This is a genomic window from Rhizobium sp. Leaf453 (assembly GCF_001425605.1).
Taxonomy (GTDB): domain Bacteria; phylum Pseudomonadota; class Alphaproteobacteria; order Rhizobiales; family Rhizobiaceae; genus Pararhizobium.
The window spans coordinates 179,679-200,311 of record NZ_LMRG01000004.1; the positions used below are offsets into that span (position 1 = coordinate 179,679).

The window sequence follows — 20,633 nt, forward strand, 5'->3', positions numbered from 1 at the left end:
ACAACGAACGCAAGTCCGCCAGTGTTCATGAAAAATTCTGTCGAGAGAAGAATGATGGCTTTACAATTTTCGCTTGAAGAGATCATTTTTTAGAATCATCAATTACCGAACAGTCATATGAACCCCGCACATTTTGCTCCCCTCCGCCTGATCGCCATAGCGATACTCATCAGCGCGGCCTCCAAAACCCTTGCAAGTGTCATCCTCGCCGCAAACGGTCATCAGGAACGGCTTGGCTCGCTGGACACTGTTTTGAGTTGCGCATTCGCCTACTTTGTTCACTGGACAACGTTAAACAATGTCCATGATATCGGGCTGATTGTCTCGCTCCGTCCGACGGAGATCAATCTGAAGCGCATCCTGTTTTTCAGCCTCAAGCTGTCGGCTCTGATGCTCATAGCCATTGTGCCCGTTTTCTTCATCGTCGCGATAGCCGCCCCGTTCTTCGAAGACGCGGTCTCGCGCGGCCAAACCTTTGCCGGAAGAATAACCTACATGGTTTTCTCGGCCATTTTGATTGGTGCTGCCCTGGGCTATTGGGGGACATGGCTGCCGGCGGCGGTAGCCGGGCGGAATGTGGATTTTGCGGCGGCGGCCAAGCGTGGCAAGGCGACCTTTGCAACAAGCGCGCCTCGGATAGCTGGGATCATTCTTGCACAGACGATCTTCTTTCAAATCGCTATTCTTGGGTTCTCTTCATTGGCGGGAGTGACGTCGGATTTGAAGGTGCCTGTTTTCGAGGACATCGGGATGACGGGTGCCTTCGAGTTCGTGACGGGTATCGTCGGCTATACCGCCTATGCGGCAATCGCCGTCATTCTGTGCCGCGCCTTCGAGCAATGCGAACGCTTCGAGCGTCGGGCCAGTACCCGCGGAATAGCCTTACGAATGCTGCGGCGCAGCCTTGCCTGACAGCTTCTGCGCGATGCCATGGATCTGCGCCGTCACCTCGGACAGCGCGGAGGCCAATGCTTCTTCGGCCCGGGCATTGTCCGATGCGGAGGCGTCGCGGCCCTGTTTGAGATTGTCGGCTTCGGTCTGCAGGCTTTTCAGCTTACGGTTCACTTCGCTGAGTTCATCCATGACCATGATGCCAGCCATGACGGTCAGCCGGAGATCGCCGATCTCGCCGAACTGCGACTTCAGATGGCTGACATACTGGTCGAAGCGGCCCGCAAGTTCGGTCAGATGATCTTCCTGGCCCTCCTCGCATGCCATGCGATAGGCCTTGCCGTCGATCATCACCGTTACTTGCGCCATACTCGTCACCTGACCCGCAGGCGGACCCCGTCTCAGCGGTCCAGCACTGCCCTTATCGTTTCCATGGCCGTCACCAGACGGCGCGAGACTTCGCGGTTGACTTCCTCGAGGCGGTTGGCGCGGAACTGCGACTGGTCGAGCTCCTGGGCAAGGCGCGCCCGGTCGGTATTGACGCGGCGAACCTCGCCTTCGATCTCGCCATGGTCCCGCTCCCGGTCGAAACGCCGGTCGATGGCGTTGTCGAGGCTGCTGACCGCGTTGCGCAACTCCTCGATTGCCGCCCTGACTGTTTTTCCTGCCGCCATAACGCTTTCCCGATACGCTCCGGACACCTCGAATCGCCGTCCGGCCCCTGTATTTCAAGCCAATCATACTCTTAGACCCATTCGGCACGGCTTCACAACGGCAACCGCCGGAGCGGCTTGCAGAAGCTGTGGATCACCGGTTTTTAAATCGATTTGCATCGCTCGTGCCGATTTGGTGCCGGATCATGAAAAACGCGACCAAAAAGCCTCTGGAGAGGCTTTCAAAAAGGCCGTATTTATTGACTCCGTCGAAGCAACTGCTATGTGTCAGCCGCTTCTTATACGGTCTTTGGAGGATAGAGACCGTTCCCTGTCCACCGAACTCAAGCGGAACAGTCTATGATCTCTCGCGAAAAACACGACCGGATGGCAAATGCGATCCGTTTCCTCTCCATGGATGCCGTCGAAAAGGCAAACTCGGGTCACCCGGGCCTGCCGATGGGCGCAGCCGACGTGGCAACGGTTCTATTCTCCCGTTACCTCAAATTCGATCCGAAGGCGCCCCTGTGGGCCGACCGCGACCGCTTCGTGCTGTCTGCCGGCCACGGCTCGATGCTGATCTATTCGCTGCTCTATCTGACCGGCTACGAAGATATGACGGTGGAGGATCTCAAGCAGTTCCGCCAGCTCGGCTCCAAGACCGCTGGCCATCCGGAATATGGCCACGCCTCGGGTATCGAAACCACCACCGGCCCGCTCGGCCAGGGTATTGCCAATGCCGTCGGCATGGCGATCGCCGAGCGCAAGCTCGAAGAGGAATTCGGCTCCGACCTGCAGAACCACTTCACCTACGTGCTCTGCGGCGACGGCTGCCTGATGGAAGGCATAAGCCACGAAGCCATCGCGCTTGCCGGCCACCTGAAGCTGAACAAGCTCGTTCTCTTCTGGGACGACAACAACATCACCATCGACGGTGCCGTCTCCCTGTCGGATTCGACGGACCAGATCGCCCGCTTCCAGGCCGTTCACTGGAACACGATCCGCGTCGACGGTCACAACCCGGACGAGATCGCCGCTGCGATCGAAGCCGCGCAGAAGTCGGATCGCCCGACCTTCATCGCCTGCAAGACCACCATCGGCTTTGGCGCTCCGAACAAGGCCGGCACCCACAAGGTTCACGGCTCGCCGCTCGGCGCCGACGAAATCGCCGCCACTCGCAAGGCGCTCAACTGGGAAAGCCCGGCCTTCGAAACCCCGGCCGACGTTCTCGATGCGTGGCGCGATGTCGGCACCCGTTCGGTGGACGCACGCAAAGCCTGGGAAGGCCGTCTCTCCGGCACGGAAGCTGGCAAGAAATCCGAGTTCACCCGCCGCTTCGCCGGTGAACTGACCGCCAATTTCGACTCCTCGATCGATGCTTACAAGAAGAAACTGGCCGACGCCCCGCCGACGGTTGCAACCCGCAAGGCTTCGGAAGACGCGCTCGAAGTGATCAATGGCGTTCTGCCGGAAACGCTGGGCGGTTCGGCCGACCTGACGCCGTCCAACAACACCAAGACCAGCCAGATGAAGTCGATCACCCCGACCGATTTCTCCGGGCGCTACATGCACTGGGGCATCCGCGAACACGGCATGGCCGCTGCCATGAACGGCGTCGCCCTGCACGGTGGCCTGATCCCCTATTCCGGCGGCTTCATGATCTTCTCAGACTATTGCCGTCCGTCGATCCGTCTGGCCGCCCTGATGGGCATCCGCGTCATCCACGTCCTCACGCACGATTCCATCGGCGTCGGCGAAGATGGCCCGACCCACGAGCCGGTCGAGCACATGGCCGCCCTGCGTGCCATCCCGAACCTGTTGATGTTCCGTCCAGCTGACGCGGTCGAGACCGCCGAGTGCTGGCAGCTTGCGCTGCACGAACAGCATCGTCCGTCCGGCCTGGCGCTCACCCGCCAGAACCTCGCGCCGTCGCGCCTGACCTATGAAGCGGAAAACCTCTGCGCCAAGGGTGCCTACGAGCTTCGCTCCGCAGAAGGTGCCAAGGTTTCGATCTTCGCATCCGGCTCGGAAGTCGAGCTTGCGGTCAAGGCGGCCGAACAGCTGAACGGCAAGGGCATCGCTGCACGCGTCGTCTCGGTTCCCTGCTTCGAACTCTTCGCCGAGCAGTCGGCCGAATACAAGAAGTCGGTAATCGGCGACGCACCAGTCAAGATCGCCGCCGAAGCCGCAGTCCGCCAAGGCTGGGATAGCTTCATCGGCAATGACGGTGACTTCATCGGCATGCACTCGTTCGGCGCTTCCGGCCCGGCCAAGGATCTGTTCAAACATTTCGGCATCACCGTCGACGCCATCATCGCGGCCGCCGAAAAGAAGCTCGCCTGATTTCTTTCCGGGGCGTGCAGCCATGCACGCCTCGTTCCCCCGCAAAGCACCTTTAGACAGGGAGAGACCTGAAATGACTGTAAAAGTTGCCATCAACGGCTTCGGCCGCATCGGCCGCAACGTTCTGCGCGCCATCGTCGAATCCGGCCGCACCGACATCGAAGTCGTTGCCATCAACGATCTTGGCCCGGTCGAGACCAATGCTCACCTGCTGCGTTACGATTCGATCCATGGCAAGTTCCCGGCCGACGTGAAGGTCGAAGGCGACACGATCAGCGTAGCCGGCGGCAAGCCGATCAAGGTCACCGCGATCAAGGATCCGGCAACCCTGCCGCATGGCGAAATGGGCGTCGACATCGCGCTCGAATGCACCGGCATCTTCACCGCCCGCGACAAGGCTGCCCTGCACCTTCAGGCTGGCGCCAAGCGCGTCATCGTTTCGGCACCGGCCGACGGCGCTGACCTGACGGTCGTCTTCGGTGTCAACCACACCGCGCTGACCAAGGATCATCTGGTCATTTCCAACGCATCCTGCACGACGAACTGCCTGGTTCCGGTCGTTAAGACGCTGGACGACGTCGTCGGCATCGATCATGGCTTCATGACCACGATCCATTCCTACACCGGTGACCAGCCGACGCTCGACACCATGCACAAGGACCTGTACCGCGCCCGCGCCGCAGCGCTCTCCATGATCCCGACCTCGACAGGTGCAGCCAAGGCCGTCGGCCTCGTTCTGCCGCACCTCAAGGGCAAGCTCGACGGCACTTCGATCCGCGTTCCGACCCCGAACGTCTCGGTCGTCGACTTCAAGTTCGTCGCCAAGCGCGACACGACCGTTGCCGAAATCAACGGTGCCATCAAGGCAGCCTCCGACGGCGCGCTCAAGGGCATCCTCGGCTACACCGACGAGCCGCTGGTTTCGCGCGACTTCAACCATGACAGCCACTCCTCGATCTTCGCTAACGACCAGACCAAGGTCCTCGAAGGCAAGTTCGTCCGTATCCTGTCCTGGTACGACAACGAATGGGGCTTCTCCAACCGCATGGCCGACACGGCCGTCGCAATGGCAAAGCTCATCTAAGTCACGAATGGGCGACGCTTCCGGCGTCGCCCTTTTTGTTGGACGGCGATATTCCGTCCTGGCATCAAGCCTGGCGACGGCCGAGCATCGCCTTCGGCAACAGTGTTATCCCGCCGGGAGCCGCGTGAAATGGGGTTGAACCGAAGTGTGCGCTGGCAAGGCCTGGAGGTCGAGACGGTGGAACATTGCGACATCACCACCCACGCAGCCGGCCGGCACGTTCGCGGCGCAATCGTCGCGCCTGCCTATGGTCTTTTCTATGCCCTCGAACTTGACGACACGCTTGCCGTGCGAAGCGCCGTCATCGAACGAACGGACGGAAAGACGCTTGCGCTTCATGCCGACGGTTCCGGAAACTGGACCGACGAAAACACGACCCCCTGCCCGGACCTTACCGGCTGCATCGACATCGATATCTGGCCGACGCCGCTCACCAACTCCTTGCCGATATGGCGCAGCCGGTGGGTGCAAGGCGAGCCCCAACGCTTTACGATGGCCTGGATCGACGGCAACGAAATGACCGTGCGCCGCAATGACCAGTTTTATACCCGGCTCGACGCCCGGCATTTCCGCTTCCAGAATACCGATGGCTTCGAACAGGTGCTGGAACTGGATGACGACGGGCTGGTGACCGACTATCCCACCCTTTTCAAAAGACTATGACCGGAGAAAATTTATGACTTTCAAGACCATCGACGACCTCACCGATATCGCCGGCAAGCGCGTCCTCGTGCGCGTCGATCTCAACGTTCCGGTCAAGGACGGCAAGGTGACCGACACGACCCGCATCGAACGAGTTGTGCCGACGATCCGCGAACTGTCGGAAAAGGGTGCCAAGGTGATCCTGCTCGCCCATTTCGGTCGCCCGAAGGGTGAGCCCGTCGCCGACATGTCGCTGTCGCTGATCGCACCTGCCGTCGAGGATATCCTTGACCAGCGCGTCCATTTCGCCGCCGATTGCATCGGCGACAAGGCCGCGGCTGCTATCGCCGGCATGGCCGACGGCGATATCCTGCTGCTCGAAAACACCCGCTTCCACAAGGGCGAGGAAAAGAACGACGCCGACTTCACCAAAGCGCTGGCCGCCAATGGCGACATCTATGTCAACGACGCCTTCTCGGCCGCCCACCGCGCCCATTCCTCGACCGAGGGTCTCGCCCGCCTTCTGCCCGCGTATGCCGGCCGCACCATGCAGGCCGAACTGGAAGCGCTGGAAAAGGGCCTCGGCAACCCGAAGCGTCCGGTGGTCGCCATTGTCGGCGGCGCCAAGGTTTCGACCAAGATCGACCTTTTGATGAACCTGGTGAAGAAGGTCGACGCTCTCGTCATCGGCGGTGGCATGGCCAATACCTTCATCGCCGCACGCGGCACCAATGTTGGCAAGTCGCTCTGCGAGCATGACCTTGCGGCAACCGCAAAGCAGATCATGACCGAAGCTGCGACAGCCGGCTGCGCCATCGTTCTGCCGGTCGATGGCGTGGTTGCCCGCGAGTTCAAGGCCGGTGCCGAGAACGAAGTGGTCGATATCGAAGCGATCCCGGCCGATGCCATGGTTCTCGACGTCGGTCCGAAGTCGATCGCCGCCGTCAACGACTGGGTGAGCAAGGCCGAAACGCTGGTCTGGAACGGTCCGCTCGGCGCCTTCGAGATCGCCCCCTTCGACAAGGCGACGGTCGCCGTCGCCAAGCACGCGGCCGCCCGCACCAAGAGCGGCGCTTTGGTTTCCGTTGCCGGCGGTGGCGATACCGTTTCGGCGATGAACCATGCCGAGGTTGCCGATGACCTCTCCTATGTCTCGACCGCAGGCGGTGCCTTCCTCGAATGGATGGAAGGCAAGCCACTGCCGGGCGTCGATATCCTGCACCAGCAGAAGTAAGTCGGGTTTACTCGATAGAGACCTTATACCCTCGGCCTCACCGCCGGGGGTTTTTATTGCGTTGCATCGATCTTCGCTGCACTGCAAAAATAATCCTTGGATTTCAAACGATTAAATTAAATTCAATCGTTTTAAACAATTTAACTTCCGTTTGCCTTGCCGTATTCTTCTGCTATCCGCGATCCATCAGGAGCATAGGAGAACCTCAATGAGCGAAAGACTGGAAGACATCGCAGCGGCCATGATGGCAACGGGCCAGGGCCTGCTCGCGGCCGACGAATCCACCGCGACGATCGGCAAGCGTTTCGACACGATCGGGCTCGCATCTTCGGAAACATCGCGCCGCGACTACCGCGAAATGCTGTTTCGCGCCGACGAGGCGATGAAGGCCTATATTTCCGGTGTCATCCTCTATGAGGAGACCCTGTTCCAGAAGGCCGCCGATGGCACACCCTTCGTCGACATCATCCGCGCCGCCGGCGCCGTGCCCGGCATCAAGGTCGATACCGGCGCCAAGCCGATGGCCAAATTCCCGGGCGAGACGGTCACCGAAGGCCTCGATGGCCTGGCTGGTCGCCTGAAAACCTATTACGACGCCGGTGCACGCTTTGCCAAATGGCGTGGCGTCATCTCCGTTTCCGATGTGCTGCCGAGTTTCGGCGCCATCAAGGCCAATGCACAGGCGCTCGCCCGCTATGCAGCGCTTTGCCAGGAGGCCGGCATCGTGCCGATCGTCGAGCCGGAAGTGCTGATGGACGGCGCCCCCGGTGATCACTCGATCGACCGCTCCGAACTGGTGACCGAAGAGACGCTGCGGATCGTGTTCGAGGAACTGAACGACGCCCGCGTCAGCCTCGAAGGCATCATCCTGAAGCCCAGCATGGTCATCGATGGCAAGAAGGCGCGCAAGGCCAGCGTCGCCGAGGTCGCCGAGCGTACCGTCAAGGTCCTGAAGCGTACCGTTCCCTCCGCCGTTCCCGGCATCGCCTTCCTGTCCGGGGGCCAGTCGACGGAAGAGGCAACCGCGCATCTCTCCGCCATGAAGGCCGGCTATGACCTGCCTTGGGGCATGACCTTCTCCTATGGCCGCGCCTTGCAGACCGAGGCGCTCAACGCCTGGGGAGGCAAGCCTGAAAACGTCGCCGCAGGCCAGCGCGCCTTTACCCACCGCGCCCAGATGTGCAGCCTCGCCGCCAAGGGTGGCTGGAAGAAAGAGCTTGAAAAGGCTGCGTAAGCCTTAAGCGTCACACCCGATTGGAGCCCGGCCTCGTGATAGCGACGCCGGGCTTTTCCGTCTTCCGGCCCATTCAATTGTCCGGGTGACAAGAACCCTGTTCGCTCACGGCCCTGCCCGCGATATCCCTGACGTCAATTGGATTTCGGGGAGTGATCATGAACAGCATTGCCTATGTCACGGTTGATGTCTTCACCAGCGAACGGTTTTCCGGCAACCAACTGGCCGTGATCCCGGATGCACGCGGCCTCTCCGAGCGCCAGATGCAGGCGATTGCCGCCGAATTCCGCTATTCCGAAGTTACCTTCGTCCTGCCGCCGCAAGACCATGCCAACACCGCGCTGGTCCGTATCTTCACACCGACGATGGAAATCCCGTTTGCCGGTCATCCCAATGTCGGCACCGCCTTCGCGCTCGGCAACCAGACCGACATCTTCGGAAAGGCAGTTGGCGATATGCTTCGTTTCGAGGAAAAGGCCGGCATCGTCGAGGCAAGATTGACGCGTGACAGCGACGGGCGGGTGACGAGTGCCAGCATCGAAGCGCCGCAAGCATTATCCGTTGGGCCGGAGGTTGATCTTGAAACCATCGCCCGCTGCGCTTCACTCGATGTCGCTGCAATCAGAACCGCAACGCACACTCCCGTGATCGCCTCCGTTGGCCTGCCCTTCGCGATTGCCGAACTGGCTGATCTCGATGCCCTCGGCAAGGCCTGCCCCAATACTGCGGCCTTTGCGGAAGCTGGCAGGGAATATTCACCAGACGACGATCAGTTTGCGCTTTTCCTCTACACCCGCAGCCTGGAGAACCCATGGCGTCTGCGTGCCCGGATGTTCGCGCCACTCGACAATGTCATCGAGGATCCGGCGACCGGCAGCGCTGCGGGTGCGCTCGGCGCCCTGCTGACTTCCCTGATGCCGGAGAGCGATACCGTGATCGACATCACCATCGAGCAAGGCATCGAAATGGGCCGTCGGAGCGTCATCGGTATCACCGCGGAAAAATCCGATGGGCGTGTTCACACCGTCCGGATTTCCGGCTCATGCGCTACGGTCATGAGCGGAACGCTTCTGCTGTAGGCGCGGTCACTCATCAGCCGATGCTCGCAACCCTGCGCACCGCCTTCTCAAGCTCGCCCCTGTCGAACGGCTTTTGCAGCACCGGTGTTGTTTCAAAACCTTCTGCCAATCCTGCGACCCCATAGCCGCTGGCAAACAGGAAGGGTATCCCGCGCTCCCGCAGAACTTGCGCAATGGGAAAGGAATGTTTGCCGGCGAGATTGATATCCAGCACGGCGAAATCGACATCGGCGGTCGCAGCCATCTGCAATCCGGGCTCGAGCCGCATGGCCGGACCGACGACATCGCAGCCCATTTCCGTCAGGAAATCCTCGACAAGCATCGCAACAAGCGCTTCATCCTCGACAAGCAATACGCGTTTCCGGTCACGGCTACGCACTGGTCAGGCTTTCGTCATGGATGGCATCGACAGGTGCCTCGAGCGTGAACACAAGGCCATGCTCGGCATAGTCCATCGACGCCGTTCCACCCAATTCCGTGGGCAACACCCGAAGGATCAGCTTCGAGCCGAACCCCTGTCGTAGCGATGCAGGCGCTGGCGGCCCGCCATTTTCACGCCAAACCAGGGTAAACGTCTTGCCTTCCTTGCCCTGTGCCACATCCCACTGGATATCGACAGAGCCCGTGTCGTTCGACAGCGCCCCGTATTTGGCCGCGTTGGTCGATAGCTCGTGCAGGGCAAGCGAGAGCGAAAGTGCGGCGCGCGGCCCTAGCCGGATCGCGGGGCCGGAAATCAGGACCCGGCTTCGTTGCGGCCCCGCAAACGCCGCGATCGAAGCGGTCACGACATCGACCAGCTCGGCGCCATCCCAGTTTTCGTTGGTGAGGACATCATGCGCCCGCGACAGCGCGAGAATGCGCCCGCTGATATCGGTGCTCGCCTCTTCCTTCGACTGCACTCCCCGCAAGGTCTGGACCACGATCGACTGCACCGAAGCCAGCGTATTCTTGACCCGGTGGTTCAATTCGTTGATCAGCAGTTTCTGGTGATTTTCGGCGCGCACCCGTTCCGTGACATCCGAGCCCTGAACGAAAATATTGGTCACCTCGCCGTCATCGTTCTTGATCGGCTGGTAGACGAAGTCGAGATAGCGCTCCTCCACCCTGCCATCCGATTGCTGCAGAAGTATCTTTTCGGAATACCGGCTCACCGCCTCTCCCGTTTGGAAGACGCCATCGAGGAGTTCTATAAAGCCCTGACTGGTGATCTCCGGCAAGGCTTCAGCGACCGGCTTTCCGAGCACATCCCGGTTGGCGATCAATTGACGATATTCCGGATTGAGCAGAACGAACCGATGCTCCGGGCCGTTCAGCATCGCCATGAATGTCGGCGCCTGTTCGAAGAGCTTTTGCAGCCGTTCATGTTCGGCAGCGTTACGCCTGTCTAACAGCACGCGCTCAGTGGTCTCGACGACGATGGCGATGACGCCCGCAGGCTTGCCGTGCTCATCCAGCACCGGGGAATAATCGAGATCCATCCAGACCGGCTCTGGAAAACCCTTGCGATGCAGTGTCAATTCCTGGTCCCGATAGGCAAGCGTCCCGCCTGCGAGCCCAACCTTCATGACGTTATCGTTGAAATCGGCGACCTCGACCCAGCCTTCGCGCACGTTGGACCCAAGGAGCTGCGGATGGCGACTACCGGCAAAAACGGAATAGGCGTCATTGTAGATCATCACGCCCTCGACACCCCAGAGCATCACGATCGGAACCGGAGATTGAAGCAGCAGCGAGGTCGCGGTCTTCAGGCAGCCCGGCCATTCAGCCACGGGTCCAAGCGGCGTGGACGCCCAATCATAGGTTCGGATAAGAGCACCGAGTTCGCCGCCATTGCCCAGGAATTCATAATCAGCAGCATCGCCCCGAATTCCACCCAGCCCAACATTCATGATCGACGGTGTCCCCTTCACCACCCGCAGACCGAACCAGCTTGGTTGTCCGGCGTGGCCATCAAAGGCAGGGATGTAACGCACAAAAAATAACTGGCAAGGGGAGGTTTCAAGAGATTTCGACGCAAAAACACCGGCTTGGAACTGCTATGGCCGGATCAACACGGTCAGCATCATCACGGCGATCGCGAACACTGCAATTTTCCAGAAATCCCGACGATGACGCAGGCCGGGAAGGTTCAGGGGCTTGAGCAACTGGATACACATGGCCAGAAGCAGGATGACCGCTAACGCTTTCGACATCACGTTTCTCTTTTGTGGAAAATAATTCGAACGGTTTGCAGCGCGTCACACCCCGGTCACACTTGCGCGCGATCAGCGCTAGAGCCTAGTGCTGTCCTTTGCAATCTCCCTTCACGAAAAATTCCGGCTGGCAATTGTGGCGGTGTCGCTCTACCTTTTGATTGCAGCCCGGAACCAGCGGATTTCACATGCGAAAAAACCTTCTGCCCGTCGCCGCCCTTCTGCTTGGAACGCTGTTCCTCTTTCTTGGGAACGGGTTGCACAGCCTGCTACTGCCGGTTCGCGGCACGACGGAAGGCTATTCGACGACGCTGCTTGGTCTGCTCGGTACATCCTGGGCGAGCGGCTTCGTGCTGGGTTGCCTTTTGGCGCCGACGATCGTCAAGCGCGCCGGTCACGTCCGCGCCTTCAGCGGTTTCGCATCGATGCTGGCCATCATAGCCCTGCTGACCGGCCTGCTCGTCGATCCCATATGGTGGGTCGTATTGCGCGCCTTCACCGGCTTTTCGACAGCCGGCACCTCGATGATCATCGAGAGCTGGCTGAATGAGCGCGCCACGAATGAAAGCCGCGGCGCGATCTTTTCGCTCTATATCGCCATCACGCTGATGGGTGTCGTCGGCGGCCAGATGATGATTCCGTTCGGCGATACGTCGACGACGCTGTTCTTCATGATCTGCGGCATCGTCTATTGCCTTGCCATGCTGCCGACGCTGCTATCGACCGCCGCCTCGCCTCAGCCTTTGAAACAGGTGCGGCTCGACCTTCGCGCGCTCTATCGCAATTCGCCGATTTCCTTTCTCGGCATCCTGCTCGTCGGCATCGCCAACGGGGCCTATGGTACGCTCGGCGCCGTCTTCGGTCGCCAGGTCGGTCTCACCGATAGCGACGTTGCACTGATGATGAGTACGACGATTTTCGCCGGCGCCGTCATGCAGTTTCCCGCCGGCCGCCTCTCCGACATGATCGACCGCCGCTACGTTCTGGCAGCCCTTGCCGCCGTCGCGGCCGTTGCCGGTCTTCTCGTCTTCCTGATCGAGCCCACGCATGTGATTCTGCTGATCACGCTCGTCGGCATCTATGGCGCGACGGCCAACGCGCTCTATCCGATCGCCGTCTCCCATGCCAATGACTTCGCGACGCCCGAGGATTTCGTCAAGATTTCCGGCGGCCTGCTTTTGCTCTATGGCATCGGCACGATCATCGGCCCGACCATCGGCGGCCCGATCATGACCGTCACCGGCCCCTACGGGCTGTTCATGATTACGGCCTGCGCCCACGTCCTGATCACCGCCTATGCGATCTTCCGCAGCCGCATGCGCGCAGCCCTGCCCGCTTCCGAGCGCGACGCGTATTCTACAATCAATCCCGGCACGCTGACCACGCCGGAAAGCCTGCAGCTTTCGCCGCGCGCCGCTCCCCTTGAAGAGCAGAACGGCGAGCAACCCGCACGGAGGCCGGAATGAGCCTGTTCGATGACGATCGCCCGAAGAAACAGCCAGCACACGAGATCGGCTGTGATCTAAGCCTGCTGTCCGCCGACGAATTGTCCGCACGAATCATCCTGCTGAAAGAGGAAATCGAGCGTCTCGATGCGGAGCGGACGAGAAAAAACGCAAGCCGGTCCGCAGCCGAAAGTATCTTTCGTTAATACTTTCCCTCCATCCAGTTCGGAAATCATGCCGATATTTCGAAAATGGCGCATCAATTAAGCGTGAATCTGGTCTGCGTAACGCTTCATTAAGCCTTATAAGGTATTACTAACACATCCGGATCGCTCTGGACTCAGACAGTTCCCCATTTGGCGAATGGTCTGATTTTTCTCCCTGTTTTACCTTGAGAGCCGCCTTTGCGGCTCTTTTTTTTGCTTAGTTGCGGACAAGTTTCAAAGAATTGTGGAGATTAACCCTTTCTTAAGAATGGGCTTGCGCGAAATGCGCTATGGGATCATGTTCAAAACATAAACCGGGCGGCTGGAAACTTTCTGTTAACCCGCTCGTTACCTGTCCAAGTTGATGCGTTTAACCAGGGAAATCTGAGCATGTCCGAACGGGGATTCAATACCGTGAGTTTCGCGGGCCACGCTGCGTCTTCGGCGCAGTTCAAGGCGCTGTATGCGGAAGGCATGGGCCTGGTTGAAGAAACCGCAAGCTACCTCGACGGCACCGGTCGCGCCGCGTCCAAGGTGCTGCCGCGCATGGCCTCCGTGCTCTATGCGGCTGAATCGATGCGCCTGACCACGCGCCTGATGCAGATGGCATCCTGGCTGCTGCTGCAGCGCGCCGTCAACAATGGCGAGATGAACCGCGAGCAGGTCCTGTCGGAAAAGAACAAGGTTCGCCTCGACAGCTTCAACGTCGATCGCACCGCGCCGGGCTGGAACGATCTGCCGGAAGGTTTCCGCGATCTGATCGACCGTTCGCTGCGCCTTCAGAACCGCGTCGCTCTGCTCGACCGCGAAATCTATCGCCCGCAGGAAGCCCAGAACTTCACGCCGGACAACCAGAACGGCGTCAAGGCGCAGCTGAACCTGCTGCAGACGGCCTTCGGAACCAACTGATTTTTCCGACAAGACGAAAAGCGAAACCCGGCCATTGGCCGGGTTTCTTGCTTTTGAGGATAACGAACGGACTCTACATCGGCGGCATCTTGTCGAAAGCCGGCAACGCGGGATCGACCTGATCCCAGCCATGCCCCCGCATCCGGTAGGTGATGACCTGCGGTTGGAAGCGGCCGGGGTCGTCCAGACTTGCGGCGTGGATCGTGAAGAGATCGGGCATCGCCGCAAAGGTTAGGTACACCGGCGATCCGCATATGGGGCAGAAGGAATGTGTCTTCAGGTTGCCGCTATCGCCGGCAACCTCCCAGCCGGTCACCTCCCCTTCCAGCCAGACAACGCTGCGATCGGCGAAGGTGATATAGGACCCATGCCCGGTGCCGCTTCTGTGCTGGCAGTCCCGGCACTGGCAATGGTTCATGAAGACCGGTTCTGCGGATATTTCATACCGGACCTTGCCGCAGGCGCAGCCGCCAATAAAAGCCTTGCTCATCTTGCTCTCTCCTTGCGTTCGAAAACATTCTCTGAAGTCATGGATCAGCGATCGCGCCGGAAACCGGCGCGCCGACGACCGCCCGGCCGTCATGTCATTGATGAATCTGCTTTTCCTGCAGGCAGCCGCTAGTGCAGCGCATTCGAGCCCTGCTCTTCCGCTGCGACGGCGTCGAGGTTACGGACGACCTTCTTCCAGCCATTGCTCATGTTGCTGTAGGCCGTCTCGTTCTTCGGCAGCAGGAAGCCAGAATGGACGAGACGAACGCGCGTGCCGGTTTCGGCCTTGGTCAGAACCCATGTGACGACGGTATCGAGCAGCGAGCCATAGCCGACATTATCCGCATGTCCGCCCTTCCAGGCATAGGCGAAGCGCTCGCTCGGAATCACCTGCAGCACCTGGCAATGAATGACGCCGTCCCACGCACCAGCCGCCTTTGTCTGAAACGTGAACCGCGTGCCCTCCACCGGTGCAAAGCCTGTCGGTGGCATCAGCCAGCGGGCGATCAGGTCGCCGGATGTCAACGCCTTCCAGATCGTCTCAGGGGCATGCGGAAAGATTTCGTCGATGACGATATCCTGCGTATCGGCCTTAACGGCAGCATCGGTCATGGATCGATCTCCTTGAGCAGCGTTTTGAGATTGGCGATTTTCTCGCGCCAGAAGACGCCATAATGGCTCATCCAGTCGACCAGGGGGCCGAGCCCTTCCGGTGCGGCGCGATAATAGACATTGCGCCCTTCCGGACGCTCGGCGACCAGCCCGGCCAGTTTCAGCGACTTCAGATGTTGTGAAATCGCGCCTTGGGTAACGCCGCTGCCGCGCGTGAGCTCGACGACCGTTATCTCTTCGACATCCACGATGCGCTCAAAGACGGCGCGCCGGGTGGGGTCGGCGAGCGTACGCAGGACGGTGGTGATGTCGGTCGCTTCGTTCATGAAAAACCAATAGCATTCACTAATTGATTAGTCAACGCTATTGGTTTTGAGTACTAAGCCGTCAGGCCGCAGCCTTTTCGAACGCGCCGGGTTCGGCACCGGAGGCAAAGGACAGGCCTTCGTCTTCCCATCCGGTGATGCCGCCGATCATGACCTTTACCGGCCGGTCGAGCCGGGCGAGCTTCAGCGCTGCCTGATCCGCCCCGTTGCAATGCGGGCCGGCGCAGTAGACGACGAACAGCGTATCCTGCGGCCATTCTGCTATACGCTCCGCCGAGATTTCCCGGTGCGGCAGGTGAATGGCGCCCGGCACATGCCGGCGGGCATATGCCTCGCGCGACCCAACGACATGCAGAAGGACGAAATCCTGTTGTCCGGTGCCGAGGCACGACGCAACGTCGGAGCAATCCGTTTCGACCGAAAGCCGTCTCGAAAAATGCTTGATGGCGATGTCGGACGGTGCTGCGGGGATGTCGGTTACATAGCTCATGATGGCCTCCGTTGTGATGACGAAGGAATCCTAAATGACACCGGCAGGATGTTGCAGATGGCATTAATGACATCTATCATCAAGATCATGCCAATCCGATCCGATCATTCCGCCAACACCAATCCACTCGTCGTCGCCATTGCCTATGACGGGCTCTGCACGTTCGAGTTCGGCGTTGCGGTCGAGGTCTTCGGCCTTGCGCGGCCGGAAATGGGGCCGGACTGGTATCGGTTCGCCGTTGCCGGGATCGATGACGGCGAAATGCGCGCCACAGGCGGCATCCGTTTTGTCGTCGATGGCGGACTGGACCTGTTGCCGGAGGCCAGCACCATCATCGTGCCGGGATGGCGCGGCATGGACAGGCCGGTCCCTGCCGATCTCTGCGCGGCGCTCAACGCGGCCCATGATCGCGGTGCGCGGGTCCTCTCCATCTGTTCAGGCGTTTTCGTTCTCGCCGCCGCTGGACTTCTTTCCGGAAAGCGGGCGACGACACACTGGCGCTATACCGACACCTTGAAGGAACGTTACCCGGATATCCTCGTCACGCCGGATGTGCTCTATGTCGATGAGGGCAATGTGCTGACATCGGCTGGCAGCGCCGCCGGTCTCGATCTCTGCCTGCATCTGATCCGCCGGGACTATGGCAGCGTGGCCGCCAACATGGTTGCCCGCCGGCTCGTCGTGCCACCGCACCGCGATGGCGGCCAGGCGCAGTTCATCACCCAGGCCGTTCCCAAGGCCCATGAGAGCAGCCGGCTCGGGCCGTTGCTGGATCACATGCGGTCCGATCTCGGCGGCAATCATTCGGTGGAAAGTCTCGCCGCGCGGGCTGGCATGAGCACGCGCACATTCTTGAGACGGTTCGAAGCCGCAACTGGCCTGACGCCAGCGCGCTGGCTGCTGGCCGAACGTCTGTCGCGCGCCCGCGATCTCCTGGAAACCTCCCCCGCCTCCGTCGAAACCGTGGCCGAACTTGCCGGCTTTGGAACAGCTGCCACACTACGGCATCATTTTCGCAAGCACCTGTCCACTACGCCCGCCGACTACAAGGAAGCGTTCGGCAAAGCCTCGTGACAGGGAAAATCCCAACGCAAAAAAGCCCGGACGAACCGGGCTTTCCCAAAATCGGATGCAAGGTGCAGAAGCTTAGAGGCCGAGGCCTTCGAAACGCTTCTTGAACTTGGAAACGCGGCCGCCGCGGTCCAGCATCTGCTGGTTGCCGCCGGTCCATGCCGGGTGCGACTTCGGGTCGATTTCGAGGTTCATGGTCTGACCTTCCGAACCCCAGGTCGAACGGGTTTCGTACTCGGTGCCGTCGGTCATGACGACCTTGATCATGTGGTAAGCGGGATGGATATCAGCCTTCATAACAATCTTCCTGCAAGTTCCAGGGTCCAATTGTCGCAAGCCATTGCGGCAGGGGGACCGAACACGTAAATGAAGCCGCAGACCACTTGAGGGACGACGGCTTCCCAATTTGATGCCGTGCCTATACATGATGGTCACCGGGATAACAAGTACCGCCGGAGAAGACTTATGCGAGATTCGCTGGTTCTTCCGGTATTGGAGGTCATGTGTCGAATGTCGTTCAGCCAGGGGCAAGAAAGTCTGTCCGCCCGCTGGCCAAGCTGCTGCCGTATATCCGGCGCTATCGCACTCTCGTCATAGGCGCCGGCATCTCGCTGGTCGTAGCCGCCGTGACGACGTTGACACTGCCGATGGCCGTGCGCCGCATGATCGACCATGGCTTCTCGACCTCCGATTCCGGCTTCATCAACACCTATTTCTCGATGCTGATGATTCTCGCGGTGATATTGGCGCTCGCCAGCGCCGCCCGCTATTATTTCGTCATCACGCTCGGCGAGCGGATCGTCTCGGACCTGCGCCGCGATGTCTTCGATCACGTCACCCGGCTTTCACCTTCCTTCTTCGACGTCAACCAGTCCGGCGAGATCGTTTCGCGGTTGACGGCAGACACGACGCAGATCAAATCCGCCGTCGGAGCCACCGCCTCCGTCGCATTGCGCAACACGATCCTCTGTCTCGGCGCGATCGGCATGATGATCTATACGAGCCCGAAACTATCGATGCTCGTCATCGCCGCCATCCCGGTCATCGTCTTCCCGCTGGTAGGCTTCGGCCGCTCGGTGCGCCGCCGTTCGCGCGAGGCGCAGGATACGCTGGCAAGAGCCTCTGCCTATGCCGGCGAAGCGATTGCAGCGTCACGTACCGTCCAGGCCTTCAACGGCGAGGCGGCGGCACAGGCCCGTTACAGCAACGCCGTCGAAAGCGCCTACGATGCAGCCCGCGCCGCCATCAAGGCACGCTCGATCCTCACCGCTTTTGCCATAACCATGATCTTCGGCAGCGTCGTCGCCGTTCTCTGGTTCGGCGCGCAGGGCGTGCTCTCCGGCACGCTGTCGGCCGGGACGCTCGGCCAGTTCCTGCTGTATTCGGTATTCGCTGCAGGCAGCCTCGGCGCATTGTCCGAAGTCTGGGGTGAACTGTCGCAGGCGGCCGGCGCCGCTGAACGCCTGAACGAGTTGCTCGCCGAGGAGCCGGAAATCGCCGCGCCGTTGAACCCGGCCACGATGCCGGAACCGGCAACCGGCGCGATCACCTTCGACGATGTGCATTTTGCTTATCCGTCCCGCCCCGATTACAAGAGCGTCAAGGGGCTCGGTTTTGCCATCAAGCCCGGCGAAACCGTCGCCGTCGTCGGTCCTTCCGGGGCGGGCAAGAGCACGGTCTTCTCGCTGCTCCTGCGCTTCTACGATCCGGTCAAGGGTGTCGTTTCGCTGGATGGTGTCGATGTCCGCAGCGTCGATCCGGAAGCCCTGCGCCGCCGCATCGCTATCGTGCCGCAGGATGTGACGATCTTTGCCGCTTCGATCCACGACAACATCGCCTTCGGCCTGCCGACTGCCACGCGCGAGATGGTCAGGGCGGCAGCCGTTGCGGCTCAAGCCGATGAGTTCATCGCCAAGCTGGACCATGGCTATGACACCCAAGTCGGCGAACGCGGTATCACCCTCTCGGGCGGCCAGCGCCAGCGCATCGCGATTGCCCGCGCGATCCTGAAGAATGCGCCGGTCCTGCTGCTTGATGAGGCAACCTCGGCACTCGACGCCGAAAGCGAGACGCTGGTCCAGAAGGCGCTGGATGGCCTGATGAAGGAGCGCACGACGCTGGTCATTGCCCACCGGCTGGCGACGGTCCTGAAAGCCGATCGTATCCTGGTCATGGATCAGGGCAGGATCGTCGAGGAAGGCACTCATGCCTCGCTGGTGCGCCAAGGTGGCCTTTACGCCAAGCTTGCCCGCCTGCAGTTCGATCACGACGACCGCGAAGGCAGCAATGTCGTCTCGCTTGGCTGAGGCGCGCCCGGCGGTTTAACGGTTAATCCCCCTCCCGCGGTTGCCCTCACCGGATGCCGCACTATTGTTCATCGCGGAAACGGCTGCCAGCCGTTCCCGATGGAACGTCTTTGGGAGGAGATTTCAATGGCATTGTCTTTGTTGAAGCGGCGGACCGCCCTTGGTCTCGCGATGGTGGCAGCGTCTGCGCTGGCATTCGGGGGCACGGCGCGGGCTGAAGGATTTCCAGACCGGCCGGTGACGCTGGTCGTCCCGTTCGCCGCCGGTGGCTCGACTGACGTCGTCGCCCGCATCATCGGCCAGAAGATGTCGGAGGATCTCGGCCAGCAGGTCGTCGTCGAAAATGTCGCCGGAGCCGGCGGCAATCTCGGTGCCGACCGTGTGGCGCGCTCGGAACCCGATGGCTATACGATCCTGATGGGCACCGTCGCCACGCATGCGCTCAACCCGCTGATTCTGAAGACCAAGCCCTACGATCCGGAAAAAGACTTTGCCCCGGTTTCACTTCTCGTCGTCGTGCCCAACGTGCTCGTCGTCAATCCGGAACTGCCGGCCAAGAACGTCGCCGAACTGATCGCGCTGCTGAAAGCCGAACCGGAGAAATACTCCTACGCCTCCTCGGGCAACGGCACGCCGCTGCATCTCTCCGGCGAACTGTTCAAGAGCATGGCCGGAGTCAGCATGCAGCACGTCCCCTACAAAGGCTCCGGCCCGGCGCTGAACGACGTCATCGGCAACCAGGTGCCGATCATGTTCGATAACCTGCCCTCCTCCTCCGGTCACATCACGTCCGGTACGCTGAAAGCGCTGGCTGTCACGACGAAGGAACGCGCACCATCCTTCCCGGATGTGCCGACGATCGCGGAGACCATTCCCGGATATGAGACCTATACCTGGAATGCCCTTTTCGCACCCGCCGGGACACCCAAGGAGGCAATCGACCGGCTGAACGCCTCCGCCAAGAAGGCACTTGCCGATCCGGCCGTCGCCGAAAAGATGAAGGGTTTCAGCGCTACCATCATCGCTTCGACCCCGGAAGAACTCGGCGCGCACGTGACCGCCGAACTCGCCAAATGGACGCCTGTGGTCAAGGACGCCAACGTGCAACTGGATTGAAACCCCGTTATTCTTAACGCAGACAAGAGTTCAGGGGAGCAAGCTGTTCCCCTTTTTTCGTTCTTGAAGCTTGGGCATCTATTCGGCACCTCACAAACCAAGGCGGGTGGCGGTATTCACGAATCGTGATAGCAACCGCAGGTGTTATGTGGGGGAATAGATGCGGAAATTTATCATTGCAACTCTTGCGGTAGTTCTGACCGGTTGTACGTTGAAGTGCACCCCGTTTCACCGGACATGTCGGCTAGTTTGATTTAGCCCTGATGAACTGCCGAGGGGAAGCCATCTTGAGCGCGGAATGAGGATGGATT

23 protein-coding genes are annotated in these 20,633 nt (G+C 60.5%); 13 read left to right on the plus strand and 10 right to left on the minus strand.

Annotated features, from left to right (window positions below):
* Window positions 1–117: 117 nt before the first annotated feature.
* Window positions 118–912 (plus strand): hypothetical protein, encoded by a 795-nt coding sequence (locus ASG68_RS07715; protein ID WP_062579606.1) that lies wholly within the window; start codon window positions 118–120, stop codon window positions 910–912.
* Here ASG68_RS07715 and ASG68_RS07720 read toward each other — a convergent pair.
* Window positions 883–1,260 carry a cell division protein ZapA gene (locus ASG68_RS07720; protein ID WP_062579608.1) on the minus strand — a complete coding sequence of 126 codons (378 nt, stop codon included), beginning with the start codon at window positions 1,258–1,260 and terminating at the stop codon, window positions 883–885. The genes ASG68_RS07715 and ASG68_RS07720 overlap by 30 nt on opposite strands.
* A gap of 32 nt (window positions 1,261–1,292) precedes the next feature.
* Complete coding sequence (locus ASG68_RS07725) at window positions 1,293–1,565, minus strand: DUF4164 domain-containing protein (protein ID WP_062579610.1); 273 nt, start codon at window positions 1,563–1,565, stop codon at window positions 1,293–1,295.
* Window positions 1,566–1,904: 339 nt separating this feature from the next.
* Here ASG68_RS07725 and tkt point away from each other — a divergent pair, with 339 nt between their 5' ends.
* The 6 genes from tkt to ASG68_RS07755 all read left to right on the plus strand — a co-directional run bounded on the left by tkt (window position 1,905) and on the right by ASG68_RS07755 (window position 9,160).
* A complete protein-coding gene (gene tkt, locus ASG68_RS07730) occupies window positions 1,905–3,887 on the plus strand; it encodes a transketolase (protein WP_062579612.1) in 1,983 nt (660 codons plus the stop codon).
* 73 nt (window positions 3,888–3,960) lie between these two features.
* Window positions 3,961–4,971: a type I glyceraldehyde-3-phosphate dehydrogenase gene (gene gap / locus ASG68_RS07735; RefSeq protein ID WP_062579614.1), complete on the plus strand. Its 1,011-nt coding sequence runs from the start codon at window positions 3,961–3,963 to the stop codon at window positions 4,969–4,971.
* Between the two features lie 129 nt (window positions 4,972–5,100).
* The gene (locus ASG68_RS07740; protein ID WP_082478552.1) at window positions 5,101–5,634 is read left to right on the plus strand and encodes a putative glycolipid-binding domain-containing protein; all 534 of its coding nucleotides are present in this window, start codon (window positions 5,101–5,103) and stop codon (window positions 5,632–5,634) included.
* 13 nt (window positions 5,635–5,647) lie between these two features.
* On the plus strand, window positions 5,648–6,847 hold the full coding sequence (locus ASG68_RS07745; RefSeq protein ID WP_062579618.1) for a phosphoglycerate kinase: 1,200 nt from the start codon (window positions 5,648–5,650) through the stop codon (window positions 6,845–6,847).
* A 208-nt stretch (window positions 6,848–7,055) separates the two neighbouring features.
* A complete protein-coding gene (locus ASG68_RS07750; RefSeq protein ID WP_062579619.1) occupies window positions 7,056–8,081 on the plus strand; it encodes a class I fructose-bisphosphate aldolase in 1,026 nt (341 codons plus the stop codon).
* Between the two features lie 158 nt (window positions 8,082–8,239).
* Window positions 8,240–9,160 (plus strand): PhzF family phenazine biosynthesis protein, encoded by a 921-nt coding sequence (locus ASG68_RS07755; RefSeq protein ID WP_062579620.1) that lies wholly within the window; start codon window positions 8,240–8,242, stop codon window positions 9,158–9,160.
* A 13-nt stretch (window positions 9,161–9,173) separates the two neighbouring features.
* On the opposite strand, the gene ASG68_RS07760 is transcribed toward ASG68_RS07755, so the two are convergent.
* The 3 genes from ASG68_RS07760 to ASG68_RS31840 form a co-directional block, all read right to left on the minus strand.
* Complete coding sequence (locus ASG68_RS07760; RefSeq protein WP_244484135.1) at window positions 9,174–9,512, minus strand: response regulator; 339 nt, start codon at window positions 9,510–9,512, stop codon at window positions 9,174–9,176.
* 19 nt (window positions 9,513–9,531) lie between these two features.
* On the minus strand, window positions 9,532–11,049 hold the full coding sequence (locus ASG68_RS07765) for a sensor histidine kinase (RefSeq protein ID WP_062579622.1): 1,518 nt from the start codon (window positions 11,047–11,049) through the stop codon (window positions 9,532–9,534).
* 147 nt (window positions 11,050–11,196) lie between these two features.
* Complete coding sequence (locus ASG68_RS31840; RefSeq protein ID WP_112408333.1) at window positions 11,197–11,352, minus strand: hypothetical protein; 156 nt, start codon at window positions 11,350–11,352, stop codon at window positions 11,197–11,199.
* Window positions 11,353–11,540: 188 nt separating this feature from the next.
* Here ASG68_RS31840 and ASG68_RS07770 point away from each other — a divergent pair, with 188 nt between their 5' ends.
* The 3 genes from ASG68_RS07770 to ASG68_RS07780 all read left to right on the plus strand — a co-directional run bounded on the left by ASG68_RS07770 (window position 11,541) and on the right by ASG68_RS07780 (window position 13,912).
* On the plus strand, window positions 11,541–12,818 hold the full coding sequence (locus tag ASG68_RS07770; RefSeq protein WP_062579623.1) for an MFS transporter: 1,278 nt from the start codon (window positions 11,541–11,543) through the stop codon (window positions 12,816–12,818).
* Window positions 12,815–13,003: a DUF1192 domain-containing protein gene (locus ASG68_RS07775; RefSeq protein WP_062579625.1), complete on the plus strand. Its 189-nt coding sequence runs from the start codon at window positions 12,815–12,817 to the stop codon at window positions 13,001–13,003. The genes ASG68_RS07770 and ASG68_RS07775 overlap by 4 nt, the downstream gene beginning before the upstream one ends.
* 390 nt (window positions 13,004–13,393) lie before the next feature.
* Window positions 13,394–13,912, plus strand: coding sequence for a DUF1465 family protein (locus tag ASG68_RS07780; RefSeq protein WP_062579627.1), 519 nt, complete (start codon window positions 13,394–13,396; stop codon window positions 13,910–13,912).
* 73 nt (window positions 13,913–13,985) lie between these two features.
* Here ASG68_RS07780 and ASG68_RS07785 read toward each other — a convergent pair whose 3' ends face one another.
* From ASG68_RS07785 to ASG68_RS07800, 4 genes are all read right to left on the minus strand, one after another.
* On the minus strand, window positions 13,986–14,402 hold the full coding sequence (locus ASG68_RS07785) for a GFA family protein (protein ID WP_062579629.1): 417 nt from the start codon (window positions 14,400–14,402) through the stop codon (window positions 13,986–13,988).
* A gap of 128 nt (window positions 14,403–14,530) precedes the next feature.
* Complete coding sequence (locus tag ASG68_RS07790; protein WP_062579632.1) at window positions 14,531–15,013, minus strand: SRPBCC family protein; 483 nt, start codon at window positions 15,011–15,013, stop codon at window positions 14,531–14,533.
* Window positions 15,010–15,339 (minus strand): ArsR/SmtB family transcription factor, encoded by a 330-nt coding sequence (locus tag ASG68_RS07795; protein WP_062579635.1) that lies wholly within the window; start codon window positions 15,337–15,339, stop codon window positions 15,010–15,012. Before ASG68_RS07795 ends, ASG68_RS07790 begins: the two co-directional genes overlap by 4 nt.
* Before the next feature lie 61 nt (window positions 15,340–15,400).
* Window positions 15,401–15,829 (minus strand): rhodanese-like domain-containing protein, encoded by a 429-nt coding sequence (locus ASG68_RS07800; RefSeq protein ID WP_062579637.1) that lies wholly within the window; start codon window positions 15,827–15,829, stop codon window positions 15,401–15,403.
* A 66-nt stretch (window positions 15,830–15,895) separates the two neighbouring features.
* Between ASG68_RS07800 and ftrA the strand changes: the two genes are divergently transcribed.
* Window positions 15,896–16,903, plus strand: coding sequence for a transcriptional regulator FtrA (ftrA, locus tag ASG68_RS07805; protein ID WP_062579639.1), 1,008 nt, complete (start codon window positions 15,896–15,898; stop codon window positions 16,901–16,903).
* A gap of 72 nt (window positions 16,904–16,975) precedes the next feature.
* Here ftrA and rpmE read toward each other — a convergent pair whose 3' ends face one another.
* On the minus strand, window positions 16,976–17,197 hold the full coding sequence (gene rpmE, locus ASG68_RS07810; RefSeq protein WP_062579641.1) for a 50S ribosomal protein L31: 222 nt from the start codon (window positions 17,195–17,197) through the stop codon (window positions 16,976–16,978).
* Window positions 17,198–17,403: 206 nt separating this feature from the next.
* Here rpmE and ASG68_RS07815 point away from each other — a divergent pair, with 206 nt between their 5' ends.
* Together ASG68_RS07815 and ASG68_RS07820 are read left to right on the plus strand one after the other, a co-directional pair.
* Window positions 17,404–19,206, plus strand: coding sequence for an ABC transporter ATP-binding protein/permease (locus tag ASG68_RS07815; protein WP_082478554.1), 1,803 nt, complete (start codon window positions 17,404–17,406; stop codon window positions 19,204–19,206).
* Between the two features lie 126 nt (window positions 19,207–19,332).
* A complete protein-coding gene (locus ASG68_RS07820) occupies window positions 19,333–20,322 on the plus strand; it encodes a Bug family tripartite tricarboxylate transporter substrate binding protein (RefSeq protein WP_062579643.1) in 990 nt (329 codons plus the stop codon).
* Window positions 20,323–20,633 lie beyond the last annotated feature (311 nt).

Bases quoted from the DNA above. Each gene is read 5' to 3' on its own strand.
- ASG68_RS07715 (WP_062579606.1), top strand. From the start codon at position 118: ATGAACCCCGCACATTTTGCTCCCCTCCGCCTGATCGCCATAGCGATA.
- ASG68_RS07720 (WP_062579608.1), bottom strand. From the start codon at position 1,260: ATGGCGCAAGTAACGGTGATGATCGACGGCAAGGCCTATCGCATGGCA.
- ASG68_RS07725 (WP_062579610.1), bottom strand. From the start codon at position 1,565: ATGGCGGCAGGAAAAACAGTCAGGGCGGCAATCGAGGAGTTGCGCAAC.
- tkt (WP_062579612.1), top strand. From the start codon at position 1,905: ATGATCTCTCGCGAAAAACACGACCGGATGGCAAATGCGATCCGTTTC.
- gap (WP_062579614.1), top strand. From the start codon at position 3,961: ATGACTGTAAAAGTTGCCATCAACGGCTTCGGCCGCATCGGCCGCAAC.
- ASG68_RS07740 (WP_082478552.1), top strand. From the start codon at position 5,101: ATGGGGTTGAACCGAAGTGTGCGCTGGCAAGGCCTGGAGGTCGAGACG.
- ASG68_RS07745 (WP_062579618.1), top strand. From the start codon at position 5,648: ATGACTTTCAAGACCATCGACGACCTCACCGATATCGCCGGCAAGCGC.
- ASG68_RS07750 (WP_062579619.1), top strand. From the start codon at position 7,056: ATGAGCGAAAGACTGGAAGACATCGCAGCGGCCATGATGGCAACGGGC.
- ASG68_RS07755 (WP_062579620.1), top strand. From the start codon at position 8,240: ATGAACAGCATTGCCTATGTCACGGTTGATGTCTTCACCAGCGAACGG.
- ASG68_RS07765 (WP_062579622.1), bottom strand. From the start codon at position 11,049: ATGAATGTTGGGCTGGGTGGAATTCGGGGCGATGCTGCTGATTATGAA.
- ASG68_RS31840 (WP_112408333.1), bottom strand. From the start codon at position 11,352: ATGTCGAAAGCGTTAGCGGTCATCCTGCTTCTGGCCATGTGTATCCAG.
- ASG68_RS07770 (WP_062579623.1), top strand. From the start codon at position 11,541: ATGCGAAAAAACCTTCTGCCCGTCGCCGCCCTTCTGCTTGGAACGCTG.
- ASG68_RS07775 (WP_062579625.1), top strand. From the start codon at position 12,815: ATGAGCCTGTTCGATGACGATCGCCCGAAGAAACAGCCAGCACACGAG.
- ASG68_RS07780 (WP_062579627.1), top strand. From the start codon at position 13,394: ATGTCCGAACGGGGATTCAATACCGTGAGTTTCGCGGGCCACGCTGCG.
- ASG68_RS07785 (WP_062579629.1), bottom strand. From the start codon at position 14,402: ATGAGCAAGGCTTTTATTGGCGGCTGCGCCTGCGGCAAGGTCCGGTAT.
- ASG68_RS07790 (WP_062579632.1), bottom strand. From the start codon at position 15,013: ATGACCGATGCTGCCGTTAAGGCCGATACGCAGGATATCGTCATCGAC.
- ASG68_RS07795 (WP_062579635.1), bottom strand. From the start codon at position 15,339: ATGAACGAAGCGACCGACATCACCACCGTCCTGCGTACGCTCGCCGAC.
- ASG68_RS07800 (WP_062579637.1), bottom strand. From the start codon at position 15,829: ATGAGCTATGTAACCGACATCCCCGCAGCACCGTCCGACATCGCCATC.
- ftrA (WP_062579639.1), top strand. From the start codon at position 15,896: ATGACATCTATCATCAAGATCATGCCAATCCGATCCGATCATTCCGCC.
- rpmE (WP_062579641.1), bottom strand. From the start codon at position 17,197: ATGAAGGCTGATATCCATCCCGCTTACCACATGATCAAGGTCGTCATG.
- ASG68_RS07820 (WP_062579643.1), top strand. From the start codon at position 19,333: ATGGCATTGTCTTTGTTGAAGCGGCGGACCGCCCTTGGTCTCGCGATG.